At 39.1% G+C, this 15170-nt stretch carries 11 protein-coding genes; 10 read left to right on the top strand and 1 reads right to left on the bottom strand.

Going from position 1 to position 15170, the window contains the following annotated elements; genetic code table 11:
- The first annotated feature begins 5 nt into the window (after positions 1–5).
- From L3V42_RS13330 to gnd, 6 genes are all read left to right on the top strand, one after another.
- A complete protein-coding gene (locus L3V42_RS13330) occupies positions 6–485 on the top strand; it encodes a TRAP transporter small permease (RefSeq protein WP_235763052.1) in 480 nt (159 codons plus the stop codon).
- Positions 486–1766 carry a TRAP transporter large permease gene (locus tag L3V42_RS13325; protein ID WP_238472198.1) on the top strand — a complete coding sequence of 427 codons (1281 nt, stop codon included), beginning with the start codon at positions 486–488 and terminating at the stop codon, positions 1764–1766. It abuts the gene before it with no gap.
- A gap of 36 nt (positions 1767–1802) precedes the next feature.
- The gene (locus L3V42_RS13320; RefSeq protein WP_235763054.1) at positions 1803–3287 is read left to right on the top strand and encodes a tagaturonate reductase; all 1485 of its coding nucleotides are present in this window, start codon (positions 1803–1805) and stop codon (positions 3285–3287) included.
- Positions 3288–3290: 3 nt separating this feature from the next.
- Complete coding sequence (locus tag L3V42_RS13315; RefSeq protein ID WP_235763055.1) at positions 3291–4295, top strand: zinc-binding alcohol dehydrogenase family protein; 1005 nt, start codon at positions 3291–3293, stop codon at positions 4293–4295.
- A 34-nt stretch (positions 4296–4329) separates the two neighbouring features.
- Entirely contained in the window at positions 4330–5817 is a 1488-nt protein-coding gene (locus tag L3V42_RS13310) for a tagaturonate epimerase family protein (protein ID WP_238472222.1), read from the top strand.
- 549 nt (positions 5818–6366) lie between these two features.
- Positions 6367–7773, top strand: coding sequence for an NADP-dependent phosphogluconate dehydrogenase (gnd, locus tag L3V42_RS13305; RefSeq protein ID WP_238472197.1), 1407 nt, complete (start codon positions 6367–6369; stop codon positions 7771–7773).
- 60 nt (positions 7774–7833) lie between these two features.
- On the opposite strand, the gene L3V42_RS13300 is transcribed toward gnd, so the two are convergent.
- Positions 7834–9006, bottom strand: a complete 1173-nt coding sequence (locus L3V42_RS13300) for an ROK family transcriptional regulator (protein ID WP_238472196.1) — start codon at positions 9004–9006, stop codon at positions 7834–7836.
- Between the two features lie 522 nt (positions 9007–9528).
- On the opposite strand from L3V42_RS13300, the gene uxaC reads away from it, so the two are divergent.
- From uxaC to L3V42_RS13280, 4 genes are all read left to right on the top strand, one after another.
- On the top strand, positions 9529–10926 hold the full coding sequence (gene uxaC, locus L3V42_RS13295) for a glucuronate isomerase (RefSeq protein ID WP_238472195.1): 1398 nt from the start codon (positions 9529–9531) through the stop codon (positions 10924–10926).
- 278 nt (positions 10927–11204) lie between these two features.
- Positions 11205–12473, top strand: coding sequence for a nickel pincer cofactor-dependent isomerase, group 22 (locus L3V42_RS13290; RefSeq protein WP_238472194.1), 1269 nt, complete (start codon positions 11205–11207; stop codon positions 12471–12473).
- 32 nt (positions 12474–12505) lie between these two features.
- Positions 12506–13276, top strand: coding sequence for an SDR family oxidoreductase (locus L3V42_RS13285; RefSeq protein WP_238472193.1), 771 nt, complete (start codon positions 12506–12508; stop codon positions 13274–13276).
- Positions 13277–13493: 217 nt separating this feature from the next.
- Complete coding sequence (locus tag L3V42_RS13280) at positions 13494–14978, top strand: gluconokinase (RefSeq protein ID WP_238472192.1); 1485 nt, start codon at positions 13494–13496, stop codon at positions 14976–14978.
- The last annotated feature ends 192 nt before the right edge of the window (positions 14979–15170 follow it).

Below are 15170 nucleotides of genomic sequence, written 5' to 3'. Positions count from 1 at the left end.
CTATGATGAAAAAATGGATTCATAATGTTGACGATTTCATTGCTTCCATTGCTTTGGTAGGAGTAATCAGTATTACAATTGTCAATGTCATCTTCCGTTATATATTTAACATGCCAATTCTTTGGGCAGAAGAAGTATCGTTAGCACTATACGTTTGGTTAGTCTTTGTCGGGGCAAGTTCAACGATGAAAAGACAAGGGCATATAGGTATTGATTATTTTGTAGGAAAGTTGCCTGAAAGGATTAAAAAGGCGACAAAGATTCTTCGGTCAGCGGTGTTATATTTTGTTTTCTTTTATGTGTTTATTTATTTGGGGTTTGAACTGGCTGCCAATGCAGGGGCTAAAGTTACGCCGACTTTAAGAATTGGCTACACGTGGATAGATATTGCTGTGCCACTCGGCGGGGTCTTAATTACGTATCATTATACCAGACATTTGATCAAATCCTTTCAAAGAGATTTGCCTATGAAAGGGGACTTATAAATGGCTTTAACAATTATGCTTGTAGCTTTAATCTTTCTAATTTTTATTAATGTCCCGGTTGCATTTGCAATTATTGCAAGTGTGGCACTCTACTTCATATTTGCCAATGACTTTAATGCAATGGTATTAGTGCAGAGAATGATTAGCGGCTTGGAATCTGTACCATTGATGGCGATTATATTCTTTATGGCTTCGGGGATTTTACTCAACTATACAGGAATTACAAGACGGCTGCTTGCTTTTGCTGAAATTATTACAAGGCCACTGCCGGGTGCCTTAGGACAGGTTAACGTAACGCTTAGTGTTTTAATGAGTGGACTATCTGGCTCGAATATTGCGGATGCTTCGATGCAGTCAAAAATGCTTGTGCCGAGCATGGTGAAAAAAGGGTATGACAAAGCCTTTTCCACTGCATTAACAGCAACTGCAGCAATTATCACGCCTATCATTCCGCCGGGTATTGCACTTATTATGTATGGATATGTTGGGAATGTTTCTATTGGTGATTTATTTATGGCGGGTATTCTTCCTGGACTTACACTTGCTGTATTACTGATGATTTACGTTCATTTCTATGCGAAAAAGCATAACTTGGAAACGGAGAAGAAAGAGAAGGCAACAGCGAAAGAGTTCTTTTCTGGTTTAAAGGATGCTGCTTTAGCAGTCGTTTTCCCGATTATTATTATAGGTGGTATTCGTTTTGGTATATTCAGTGCTACGGAAGCAGGAGCAATTGCTGTTCTATATGCTTTAGTCATTGGATTATTTGTTTATCGCGAAATGGGATTAAGAGATTTAAAGAAAGCGATTGTTGAAACCGTACATACCGGTGCTGGAATTTTATTGGTTATTGCCGCTGGTACTGCATTTGGATGGGTGCTCACGTTAGAACAAGTTCCACAGATGTTGGCTGGTTCCATAACAGAAATAATTTCATCAAGATTTGTGTTCTTTGTTGTTATTTTACTATTTCTGTTAATTCTAGGGATGTTCATTGAGGGGAACGTTGCAATTATTATTTTGACACCTTTATTCCTGCCGTTGTTATCAGAGTATGGCATTGACCCGGTACACTTTGGGATATTCTTTATTTTGACATTAAGCATTGGTACAATCACACCGCCAGTAGGTACGATCATGTTTGTTACGAGTTCGATAACGGGAACGAAAATTGAAGATTTTGTAAGGGCGAGTATTCCATTTATTATTATTTTAATTATTGCAAGTCTATTAATTGCTTATATCCCACAAATTTCCTTGTTGCTACCAACGCTGTTTTAACGAATTGGTCTTAAACTATCCTTGTGAGGTGTTAACATGAGTGAAATGAAAAGATTGAACAAAGAATTAGTTGGTAGATTACAAGGTGATCGGGTAGATGAGGCGTATCCTGTTAAAGTGCTGCAAATAGGTGATGGAAACTTCATTCGCTCATTTATCGACTGGATGATCTCTGTCATGAATCAAAAGACAGATTTTAATGGAAGGGTAGCTACAGTGCAAGCTCTTCCTAGTGACCTGGCAACTCCACTCATTAATCGGCAGGACGGATTATTTACATTGCTCTTAGAAGGTAATGTCGACGGGGAATTTGTTAAAGAAACACATTTGGTAGATTCCATTGCGAAGGGTTTTAATCCATACGAAGAGTGGGAGTCTCTTTTAAAATTAGTTCAAGAGGAACAGGTTGAATTCCTATTCTCGAATACAACAGAAGCAGGTATTGTTTATGTGAAAGAGGGGTTTGACCCAAAACAATGCCCGAAATCTTATCCAGGCAAAGTTACCTCCTTACTTTACCATCGCTATAAGTACTTTGAGGGGGATAAGCTTAAAGGTTGGACGATAATTCCTTGTGAACTCATTGAAGATAATGGAAAAAAGCTAAAGCAGATTTGTATTCAAATTGCGACTGATTGGGATTTGCCGGATGATTTTGTTAAATGGCTGAATCATGCATGCAGTTTCTGTAATACGCTTGTTGATCGTATTGTACCCGGATATCCAAAGAGTAAGGCAGAAGGAATTTACCAAGAGCTCGGTTATCGTGATGATTTACTGACAGTAGCTGAGCCTTATCATTTGTTTGTGATTGAAGGTGAGAAAGAGTTGGAGTCTAAACTGCCACTCAAAGAAGCCGGATTAAACGTAAAGTTTGACTCAATAAATATGTACCGGGAACTAAAAGTGAAGTTACTTAATGGAGCGCATACCATGCTTGCTCCACTAGGAATATTGTGTGGTATAGATATAGTCAGTAAAGGAATGAAGGATAAAGGTATTTTCCAATTTATTAATCTAACACTTCGGAAAGAGATAGCGGTGACACTGAATCCTGAAATAGAAGCAATATCGGAAAAATATATCGAGCAAATGTACGATCGTTTTTCCAATCCCTATTTGGATCATAAACTAACAGACATTAGCTTAAACAGCTATTCGAAATATAAAGCAAGGGTTTGGCCAAGCTTATACGCATATATGAAGAACCATGAAAGAATTCCTCAACGACTGACATTCTCTTTTGCAACGCTACTTTACTTTTATAGAGGCGTAGCAGAAGAAGTTGAATATAAAATTACCGATGATGAATGGACGATTATGTCGTTTCAAGAGTTTTATAAAGTGAAAAATCAGTCAAGAAATCAAATAGTAAACTCTATAAAAAAAATGATAGAGCGGGACTTTCTGACAACAAATGAGGAATTGCCGGAACTCTATGAAACTATCGCTAATTATTTTATATTAATTGATAAATTAGGCATGAAAAGAGCTTTAACAAAATTAGAAAGTAGGTTTTAAAAAGTGAAAACGATTGTATGTGCAGAACCAAATGAAATGAAAATAATAACTCAGGATATGGATCATACAGTAAAAGAAAAAGAGGTACTTATTTCAATTAAGAAAATTGGGATTTGTGGTACGGATATTCACGCTTATGGCGGAAATCAGCCATTTTTCGATTATCCTCGTGTATTGGGACATGAATTATCCGGGGTAGTTGAAAAGGTGGGGGAGCGTGTAGAATCTGTGAAGAAAGGGGATGTCGTGACAGTAATCCCTTATGTACATTGCGGGGAATGTATCGCATGCAGAAATGGAAAAACAAACTGTTGTACAAATATGGAAGTAATTGGTGTCCATCGGGATGGAGGGATGACCGAGTTATTCAAGCTTCCAGAGGAAAACATCTTAGCCGTGAATGATTTATCTCTAGAGGAGGCTGCGATTGTTGAACCGTTGAGCATAGGGGCGCATGCTGTACGAAGAGCTGATATTAAAGAGGATGAGACCGTGCTCGTGATTGGTACTGGACCAATTGGAATGGGAGTTGCTCGGTTTGCGAAATTGGCAGGTGCCAAAACAATCATTATGGATTTGAGTGAAGAAAGGTTAAAAACATGCAAAGCTTGGTCAGGAGCTGACCACACCGTAATTGCTGGGGATACAGCTTTAAAGAACATTCTTGAGTTGAATGATGGAGAACTCCCATCAATCGTGTTAGATGCTACTGGAAATAAACAATCCATGACCCAGGCATTTGAATATGTTTCCCATGGTGGAAAACTTGTTTATGTTGGACTTGTGAAGGACACGATAAGCTTCTTTGACCCTGATTTCCATGCAAAGGAATTAACCTTAATGGGCAGCAGGAATGCGATGAAGTCAGATTTTGAATATGTGATTGAATGTCTGGAAAAAGGTTTAATTAAGGATTCTTATGTAACAAATCGGATTGATTTTGACGAAGTACCGGAATTTTTCAAAGCTGGTAATTTCAGAACGAATAAAACGATTATTTCTTTGTAAGAAAGACTTTAAACAAGGAGTTGTAGAGATGAAAATGTTAGAAACAGTTCTTGGGCAAATGAAAAATGAAAATATCGATTTAGAAGTTACAGGTGTTAAAGTATATCAGAAGTCTTTTACAAAATATGACGAGGTACGCTTGTTGATGATACATGATTCTGAAGGGAAAAAGCTTTTAGCTGCAGGTGAAGGAAGCTTGTTTGATGAATTATCTGGTGAAGTTATGGAGGGAAAAGGCAAGGTTTGCCCGTTATCCCATGAAAACCGCCTTGTTTTAAATCGCTATTTTGATTACACGGTTCCACAGGCATTCGGAAAAAAAATAGCAACAATGGGCCTCGGCGATAGACTGGGACTGGCGTCGCCCGGTCATATCGAGACGATAAGAAATCGCAATATAAAACCGATTCTTGCCCAACAAAGTATTCGTGAATTGAATCTGACCAATCGATCAATGACTGATATTGTAGATGCTGCAAGTTTTGCAGTTTTTCAAGAAGGATATAAAGGCGGATTTGGAGCAGACGGGGACCATTTGAAAGAAGAGGAAGATATCAAACATGCGCTTTCTATTGGCATGTCCATGCTCACCTTAGATTGTTCAGATTTTATTGTGAATGGAGTCTCGAATTTAACTGAGAGTGAGATTCGGCAAAAGTACGAAGCATTATCAGTAGAAACGAGACAGCATTTTGAAAGTAATTATTTAAATAAAACGTTCGATGTCGATGGTATCTCCATCGTATTTGATGAAACAGAATTAATGAAGAATGTTCTTGTATACGAGAAGGCCATTGATTACATGGTGCATGTTTATAATGCGTATATCCGCACGAAAACGAGGGCAATCGACTTTGAAGTTTCAATTGATGAAACAGAAACAATCACCACACCAGCAGAACATTTCTTTGTTGCAAAAGAATTGTTAGATCAGGGAGTAGAAGTAACTAGCCTTGCACCAAGATTTTGCGGTGAATTCCAAAAAGGAATCGACTACATTGGAGATTTGGAACAATTTGAATCGGAACTAGAGAAACATGCGAAAATCGCTGATTACTTCGGCTATAAGCTCAGTATCCACTCGGGCAGTGATAAATTCTCGGCGTTTCCAATTATTGCAAAGTATACAGGTGATGTACTCCACGTAAAAACAGCAGGTACAAACTGGTTGGAAGCTATTCGCGTAATTGCCAAAACAAATCCAAAATTATATCGAGTAATGCATCGATTTGCTCTGGAGAATTTCAATGAGGCATTGAATTATTATCATGTGACCCCAGATCTAACTAGTATTAAACCGTTAGATACTGTTTCAGATGAGGAATTGTCGAGTTACATGGATAACGATGCAGCAAGACAAGTATTCCATGTCACTTACGGCCTCATTTTAACTGCGAAAGATGAAAATAATGCTTACTTATTCAAAGATGACTTTTTCACAGAACTTATTAAACATGAAGATGAATATCGTGTCGGTCTTGAAAAACATATTGGTAAGCATTTAGATTTATTAGGGTTTTAAAAGATAAAGATAAATCAGACTGTTATCTTATGTAAACAATTTACAGGGGTAGCAGTCTTTATTTGAATACCCATATACAACGTTAATTTGATATAATGATTATATGATGAATCTGTAATTTCTACAATTTGTCACGCATTAACGGTCTGTAATCCCCCCAACTCTAACATGAGGGAAGCCTAAAAGGTGAAGGAGGAGGATAAACAGTCCGTAAATTCCTGATTCTGTTCAACTAACATTTGGTGGGGTAAGGAATCCCCCCATTTAAATGAAGTTTCACTTTGTATTCCCATACATTATTACTTGTAAAATCTGTACTAGTTCGATATGATGTATTTATAAAACACTTAATTTGTTTGACCAGTCAATTAATTGGTGTGGGAGAGACAGGAAGGAATCCTTATGTTTTTGAATAAATAGGAAGGGAAATCGTCCCTTTTTGGTTCTCGATTTAATCTTGAATACCGATTAAAGTAATGGTAATTATGTTTATATAAAGCTTTATTGATGATATAAAAAACCACAATCTATGAGAGGAATGGGATTAATATGGCACAACAATTTGGTGTAATTGGCCTAGCAGTCATGGGTAAGAACCTTGCAATGAATATTGAGAGCAGAGGTTATTCCGTTGCGGTGTATAACCGTACGTACGCGAGAACAGAAGAATTCTTAGCAAACGAAGCAAAAGGCAAAAATTTCGTTGGTGCAGAAACAATTGAAGAATTTGTAAACTCTCTTGAAAAGCCACGTAAAATCATGCTGATGGTTCAAGCAGGTCCAGCTACGGACGCAACAATCGAATCCTTACAACCATATTTAGAAGAAGGCGATATTCTAATTGATGGCGGAAACACGCTTTATGAAGATACAATGCGACGTAATAAAATGTTGGACGAAACAGGTATCCACTTCATCGGTACGGGTGTATCCGGCGGAGAAGAGGGTGCATTAAACGGCCCATCACTCATGCCCGGCGGACAGAAGGAAGCGTATGAGCTTGTTGCCCCGATCTTTGAGGCAATTTCTGCAAAAGTAGAAGGCGACCCATGTGTTACGTACATTGGACCGAATGGAGCAGGTCACTTTGTGAAGATGGTTCATAACGGAATTGAGTATGGTGATATGCAATTAATCGGTGAATCATATTTCATTCTGAAACACGTTCTTGGCATGGAAGCTGACGAATTAAGTGAAGTATTCGCTGAGTGGAACAAAGGCGAGCTTGACAGTTACTTAATCGAAATCACAGCAGACATTTTCAAGAAGAAAGATGACGAAACAGGCAAAGCACTTGTTGAGGTAATTATGGATAAAGCTGGTCAAAAAGGAACTGGTAAATGGACAAGTAAGAACGCGCTTGACCTTGGAGTTCCACTACCGCTTATTACAGAGTCCGTGTTTGCTCGCTTCATCTCTTCCTTGAAAGATGAGCGTATTGCAGCAAGCAAAGTATTATCTGGTCCAACTCCATCCCAGTTTGATGGCGACCGTAAAGAATTGATTGAAAAGGTACGTAAAGCTCTATACATGAGTAAAATTGTTTCATATGCGCAAGGTTTCGCACAAATGCGCGCAGCATCTGAAGAAAACAATTGGGATCTCCAGTATGGTGACATCGCAATGATCTGGCGTGGGGGATGTATCATCCGTGCAGACTTCTTGCAAAAGATCAAAGATGCGTATGATAACAATGCAAACTTAGCGAACTTAATGCTGGACCCATATTTCAAAGAGATTGTGGAAGGCTATCAAGATGCATTGCGTGAAGTTGTTGCACTTGCAATTGAGCATGGTATTGCAGTACCAACATTCTCAAGCGCAATTGCTTACTATGACAGTTACCGTGCGGAAGATTTACCAGCAAACTTAATCCAAGCACAACGCGACTACTTTGGTGCTCATACGTATGAGCGTAAAGATAAAGAAGGAACGTTCCATACAAATTGGTTCTAATCAAAAAAGACGGAGACATTCAAAAAGAATGTCTTCGTTTTTTTGTGCCAAAACATATAATTAATCTAACACTTCTTCTCTTGAAAATACGACTTCTTCAACTTGGAAGAAGTTTTGGATAGCAAGCGCACAGGCCCCTAATACACTTGCATCTTTTCCAAGGTCAGATAAAACGATTTGTTGATAAACACTGACTGATGATTGAAGGTTTTCTTCAATCTCTTCAATCGCGTTTGGATAAACCTTCAATAGTTCACTATTAATAATCAACGTTTCGGGATTATAAGAATTAATCATATTATTCAAGCCGATAGATACGTAACTGATAAAGGTTTTCATAACTTCGCAAGTAGTTGGGTCCGATACAGCCAATAATTGCTTAATGTCGTTATAACTTAAATTCGGTCGGTCAAGTCTTTCCATTAATTGTGAAAAGACAACCGGCTCTGCTGTATAAAGTTCCCAGCAGCCGGAATTCCCGCAGCGGCACTCTTGACCAAAAGGGGAAATAATCATATGACCAATTTCACCAGCATAGCCATCATGCCCTTTTACTAGCTTACCATCATTAATAATCCCTGCTCCAATTCCCGAGATCAGTACGATACCGAGCATATTGTCACTTTCTGGATATTTATAAACTCTTTCAGCGAAAATCGATAGGTTCGCTGTATTTTCAATTGAAACTTTAACATCAACTTCCCGTTCAATATCTGACTTTAAGTCTTTGTTGCTCCAGTGAAATCTTGGAATGAATTGAATCCATTCATCATTATTTACTGTGCCATGAACACCGATAATTGCCTGAACGAGTCCGTAATGACACGTAGAATACTTTTCTTTATAATCACGAATTTCTTCGATAAGAATATATAGTATTTCTTCATATACTTCTGTATTGATTGCTATTGTATTGGTTTCTACTATGTTTCCTTGTAAATCGGAAATTTGAAATTTAATTTCTTTAAAGTCAAGATCAATACCAAGAACATAACCCGCACTTTCATTAATGGAAAGCATAATTGGTCGTCTGCCGACTGTATTATGCTCTTGCTGTGTTTCTTGCACAAGTTTTGCATCCAGCAAATCAGCAACTTGTACGGAAATTGTTGCTTTGTTTAACCCTGTTATCTTAGCAATTTCTGCACGCGAAATAAATTCATGTTCAATAATCTTTTGCAAAATCAGCGATCTGTTCAATTTTTTAATATAGGCGCCATCCCCAATAACCATTCCGGTTCCCCCTTTTAAATAAATAGAAATTTCTCACTTTTTTCATAAGCTGAAGAATTTTAATGGTTTGTCTACAGAACAAACTATAAAAACCAACATGCTTTACAATATAGACTGTAAAGGCTTTTAAATTTACTGTGCTTTTACTTATCTATTATATCAAACCGTTTATAGAACGTTAAAAGACGATGATAGATTTAATGATAGTTATGTGTTGTCTATATTAATAAATTCGTAGGTTAATATAAATGTTAAAAATTAATTATGGGAATGAATTTCATAATTACCAAAGTCGGCTTTTCCATCACCATATGTAGTTGGGAACGAACTAACTCAACTACATATGGTGATGGTGAAGCATTAAATACGTATTATGAAATTCATTAATGGTTTTTACTTGAATTGTAAAGCGTTTACATATACTATTAAGTATAGTGCATTTTTGTTTGTTTGGCAAACAAATAATGAAAGTTATTTAAAAAGCGTAGAAATACTTAATTATAAAGGAAAGTAGGTTAAAAAATGAAAACGTTTATCACAGACGACTTTTTACTTTACAATGACACTGCCAGTGAGTTATATCATGACACGGCCAAGGATTTACCGATTATCGATTACCATAACCACTTGAACCAGTATGAGATTCTTGAGGACAAGAATTATGATAACTTAGCAGATGTTTGGTTAGGGGAAGACCATTATAAATGGCGTTTAATGCGTGCGAATGGGATTTCAGAAAGTTATATCACTGGAGACAAGCCTGCTTACGAGAAGTTCTTAGCTTGGTCTAAAACGGTTCCGCATGCAATTGGAAACCCGCTCTACCACTGGACCCACCTTGAATTATTACGTTATTTCGGTATCGATGAATTGTTAAATGAGAAATCTGCACCAGCAATTTGGGAAGCAGCGAATGCCAAATTAAAAACGCCTGATTTATCGACAAGAGCTTTGCTGAAAAATAAAAAAGTCGAATTTGTTGGAACGACAGATGACCCGACAGATGATCTGAAAGCACACCAAGCTTTAGCGGAAACAGATTACTCTGTTATGGTGTCTCCTTCCTTCCGACCAGATAAAGGTTTAGGTATTGAGAATGATGATTTCGTAGCTTGGGTGGAAAAGCTGGAAGCAGTAACAAACAGTTCGATTGAAAATTATGATGCGTTTTTACAAGCGCTAGAAAACCGTGTGAACTACTTTGATGAAAATGGCTGCCGCAGCTCGGATCATGGAATTAATGTGATGTTTTATGAAGAGGCAACGAAAGATGAAGTCGCTCAAATCTTCGCGAAGCGCTTAAAAGGCGAGGTATTAACGGAGAAAGAAGTCGAGCAATTTAGAACATATACATTGGTAGTGTTAGGTGAACTTTATGCGGATAAAGGTTGGGTCATGCAGCTCCATATTAACCCGCTTCGTAACAACAGTACGCGCATGTTTAAACTAATAGGACCGGATGCCGGATTTGACTCTGTAGGTGATCATCTGCTTGCAAATAAATTATCGAACTTACTCGATGCAATGGATATCAATAACAAGCTTCCGAAGACGGTTCTTTATAGCTTGAACGCACGCGATAACAATATAATTGCTGCAACGGCAGGGAATTTCCAGAGTGATGAAATACCAGGAAAGGTGCAATTCGGAACAGCTTGGTGGTTCAACGATACAATTGATGGAATGGAAGATCAGATGAAGACGTTAGCTAACTTCGGTTTAATCAGTAACTTCATCGGTATGCTGACGGATTCCAGAAGCTTCTTATCCTTCCCGAGACATGAATATTTCCGCAGAATTTTATGTAATATTCTCGGAACTTGGGTTGAAGAAGAAAAAGCGCCGAAAGATATGGAATTATTAAGCACATATGTAAGAAATATCAGTTATGAAAATGCCAAACGTTACTTTCAACTTTGAACCTAAATAAAAAAGAAAAAAGCAATAGTTTTAACAAGCCTAAAGCATAAGAATCGATATGTTTAGGCTTGTTCTTTTTCTTGGGTAATTTTAAAATTGACGACCATACAAGGAAGTGTTATTCTAGAGATAGACATTAATTTACCCGTCAAACTAATTAAGTCTTCTTTTTTCATGCTGAATGAAAGGGATTTCAATGAATCCTTATAAAATGTTTGCCATAAGGGTATGAAGTAATAACAAGTTAAAAGAATATAAAAAATTGGAGGCGACAAAAGATGAGTATTCTCCATGAATTGTTAAAGGATATTCCGATTCCAAAGATGGCTAAAGTGCGGCAAACCTTTAATGACACAAAAATTGAAGATGTGCCGGGAGCAATTCGAGCGGAATTGGACAAGGAAAAAGTTGCAGAATTCGTCAAACCTGGGATGGAAATTGCGCTTGCTGTTGGGAGCAGAGGGGTTGACCGACTTGTTGATATTACAAAAGTAACGGTTGACTTCTTAAAGGAACTTGGAGCGACTCCTTTTATCGTGCCGTCTATGGGAAGTCACGGGGGCGCAACAGCACTAGGGCAAAAGGCAGTACTTGAACACCTTGGTGTAACGGAGGGAACAGTAGGAGCAGAAATCCGTTCATCAATGGAAGTAATCAAAATCGATGAACTCGAGAATGGTCTGCCAGTTTATATCGATAAACTTGCTTCTGAAGCGGACGGAATTGTTGTCATTAACCGGATTAAACCGCATACCGCATTCCGAGGACCGGTTGAAAGTGGAATCATGAAGATGATTAGTATCGGTTTAGGGAAGCAAAAAGGTGCGGAAGCTTGTCATCAGATGGGCTTTAAGCACATGGCGGATAATATTCCGAAGATGGCTCGCGTTGCATTAGAGAAGATGCCGATTCTTTTTGCAGTAGCGACCGTAGAAAATCCATTTGATAAAGTAGCAGAAGTTGCTGTGATGAGGCCTGAAGACATTGAGGAGCGGGAAACCCGACTTCAGAAGAGGGCGAAGGAGTTGTTGCCGAAACTTCATTTCGATCAAATTGATGTATTGATCATTGATGAGATCGGCAAGAACATTAGTGGTGATGGGATGGATCCGAACATTACGGGGAGATACCCGACGCCATATGCTCATGGCGGGCCAGATGTATCGAAAATGGCCGTTCTTGACTTAAGGTCAGAGTCAGAAGGAAATGCTAATGGGGTCGGAACAGCTGACTTTACAACCGAGCGGCTCGTTAATAAAATGGATCGACACGGAACATATGCGAATGGTCTAACATCAACTGTCGTCGGACCAACTCATATTTCCACAACATTGGAAAACGACAAGCAAGCTTATCAAGCGGCGATCAAGACGTGTAACATTCTTGATTTTACAAAAGCAACAGTTGTTCGGATTACGAACACGTTAGAGCTCGGCGAAATTGAAGTTTCAGAAACCCTTTTGGAACATGTGAATAAACATCCTGACCTTGAACAGGTATCGGATGTATATGAGCTTGATTTTGATGAGAATGGTAATTTATTTTAGGGTAGCATAAAAACAAAAGTGAGGGGACTATATTGACTAATTTATTTGATTTAACAGGTAAAACAGTAGTCGCATTTGGCGGGAATAGTACATTAGGAAGTGCAATCTCTAAAGGTTTAGTTGAACAAGGCGCACGTGTAGCGATTGTTGGACGTAACTTGGACACAGCTAAAGAAGTTGCTGAAGAAATTAAAGCAAGCGGTGGGGAAGCAGAAGCATTTTACGGTGACGTAGCTAAGCTCGACACAATCTCCAAAGCTGCTGAAGAAATTGAAGAATGGGCAGGCGGCTGGGATATCTTATTGAATGCACCTGGCAGAAACAGTTCGACACCATTTTTTGAACTTACCCCGGAAGAATGGGATGGTATCATGGATGTCAACTTAAAAGGAATCGTGTTCACGACACAATTATTTGCTAAGAAAATGGTTGATCAAGGGAGAAAGGGAAGTATCATTAATATTTCTTCTGTATCTTCTGATCCGCCATTATCACGTGTATTCACATACTCAGCATCTAAAGCGGGTATCAACAGTGTGACACAATACTTAGCTCGCGAGTTCGCGCCAAATGGTATTCGTGTGAATGCAATTATTCCTGGGTTCTTCCCAGCGGAACAAAACCGTAAAATTTTAGATGATGAAAGAATTAGTGATATTATGCGCCATACACCAATGAACCGTTTTGGTGAAGCGGAAGAGTTAATTGGTGCAGCGGTTTACCTAGCATCTGATAAAGCATCTTCCTTCGTAACAGGTACATTCCTCCGTGTTGACGGTGGGTATGGAAGCATGACAATATAATAAGAGTTAACGGACGACAGGGAGCGATAGAGACAGGTTTCCTCTCACGGAGGAAGACAAGCTCCTGACCCGGAAAGAGAGAAGAGGTTTTGAGGGAAGCGTATTCCTTCAAAACTTTTTTCCGTTCAATCATGATTAATGAAATAGTATACTTTTAAAAAATGGGACAACGCCTCTGACCCTGTGTCCCATAATTATTGCTTAAAGGATGAGGATTGTGAAGGGAAAATTAGTGGTTGGTTTAGATATAGGGACGACGAGTGCGAAGGCGGTTGTTTTTGATGCGAAAGGGAAGTTGTATGCGGAAGCGGAAGAGATGGTGACGACGCATTATCCGGAGTATGGTTACGCGGAGCAGGATCCGAAAGAGGTAGAAACTGCAGCAAGAAAGGTAATGCGGGATGTACTCGCTGCGGTTGATGAGGAGAAATATGAGCTTGTAGCTACTGGGCTTTGCACAGCGATGCATTCATTGATCTGTGTTGATGAAGTCGGAAATCCCTTATCAAAAATGCTGATATGGTCGGATGGCCGTGCGGGCGAACAGGCAGAAAGATTGCTGGATAATGGTAAAGGTGATGAGATTTATTCACGGACGGGAACACCGATTCATCCGATGACTCCATTTACGAAGCTAATGTGGATGAAGGAAAATGAAGAACCTGCTTATAAACAGGCGAAAAGTTTTATGACGATGAAGGAATATCTCGTATATCATTGGTTTGGTGAACGTGTGATTGATTACGCGATGGCATCATCTACCGGGATGTTTGATGTGAAGAACCAGGTATGGGATAAGGAAGCCTTAGAACTTGCAGGTGTTGAGGAATCCCAGCTCGCTCCCGTTGTTGAGCCGACTTATGAGTTGACTGGGCTTATTCCTGAAGTGAAGGAAAGTCTAGGAGTTCCAGCTAACCATCGATTCATCATCGGTTCTGCAGATGGACAGCTTGCGAACCTTGGGAGTGGGGCAACGTCTCCCGGAGAGGTTAATATTTCTGTTGGGACGAGTGGTGCGATTCGTCAGTTCATCGACGGGGCGCCGATTAACGATAAGATGGAGACATTTACTTATGCCTTCTCGAATGATACGTCGATTATTGGCGGACCGACGAATAATGGTGGTATCGTTCTGCAATGGTTCAAAGACCTGATTAAATTCCCAGGCAACTTTACAGCTATTATTGAAACAGCAAAAGATGTTGAGCCAGGAGCGAATGGCATTCTCTTTTTACCATATGTAAACGGCGAACGTGCTCCATTATGGGTGCAGAAAACAGCTGGAAACTTCTATGGTCTGCAGGTGGAGCATACACAAGCAGAAGTAACCCGTGCGGTATTAGAGGGGATAGCGTTTAATATTTACCAAATTAGCCAATCACTTGAAAAACTTGCCGGAGCACCGAAAAAAATTACGGTGAACGGTGGGCTGACGCGTTCTGAAATCTGGGTTCAGATTTTAGCTGATATTTTCGGTGAGGATCTATACTTTTCAGAAACACACCATAATGCAGCGTGGGGTGCAGCATGGGTGGCACTTGTTGCGGCAGGTGAAGCGAAGGCTTTCCAAGATATTAAAGAGAATCTGCCGACGGAGAAGAAGATTACTGCAAATAAAGAAAATCACGAAGCTTATCAAAAGGTTTATAAGAAGTATGAGAAGCTTGCTGATGCTGTTACTGTCTTATTTGATGAAATCTAATCGAAGCTGCATAAAAGAACTGGCACCGTTCATTACGTCTGCCGGTTTTTTTGGAGATAGATAAGCGGGAATTCTTTCTTTTGCAGCAGCGCTACTAAAGCATTCGCCGTAAAGCATTGACGAATGTCAAGTTTTCTAATGATATACATAGAAATTATTCGGTACATGGGTTAAAATGTAAGTCACTACTAA

Source organism: Oceanobacillus alkalisoli (genome assembly GCF_022213125.1).
Taxonomy (GTDB): Bacteria; Bacillota; Bacilli; order Bacillales; family Amphibacillaceae; genus Oceanobacillus; species Oceanobacillus alkalisoli.
Note: the sequence above shows the minus strand (reverse complement) of the source record. Positions and strands in the feature narration are given on the sequence as shown.

Excerpts from the sequence above, each read along its gene's own strand:
- L3V42_RS13300 (WP_238472196.1), bottom strand. The coding sequence starts at position 9,006 with ATGGTTATTGGGGATGGCGCCTATATTAAAAAATTGAACAGATCGCTG.
- gnd (WP_238472197.1), top strand. The coding sequence starts at position 6,367 with ATGGCACAACAATTTGGTGTAATTGGCCTAGCAGTCATGGGTAAGAAC.
- L3V42_RS13310 (WP_238472222.1), top strand. The coding sequence starts at position 4,330 with ATGTTAGAAACAGTTCTTGGGCAAATGAAAAATGAAAATATCGATTTA.
- L3V42_RS13330 (WP_235763052.1), top strand. The coding sequence starts at position 6 with ATGAAAAAATGGATTCATAATGTTGACGATTTCATTGCTTCCATTGCT.
- uxaC (WP_238472195.1), top strand. The coding sequence starts at position 9,529 with ATGAAAACGTTTATCACAGACGACTTTTTACTTTACAATGACACTGCC.
- L3V42_RS13325 (WP_238472198.1), top strand. The coding sequence starts at position 486 with ATGGCTTTAACAATTATGCTTGTAGCTTTAATCTTTCTAATTTTTATT.
- L3V42_RS13290 (WP_238472194.1), top strand. The coding sequence starts at position 11,205 with ATGAGTATTCTCCATGAATTGTTAAAGGATATTCCGATTCCAAAGATG.
- L3V42_RS13320 (WP_235763054.1), top strand. The coding sequence starts at position 1,803 with ATGAGTGAAATGAAAAGATTGAACAAAGAATTAGTTGGTAGATTACAA.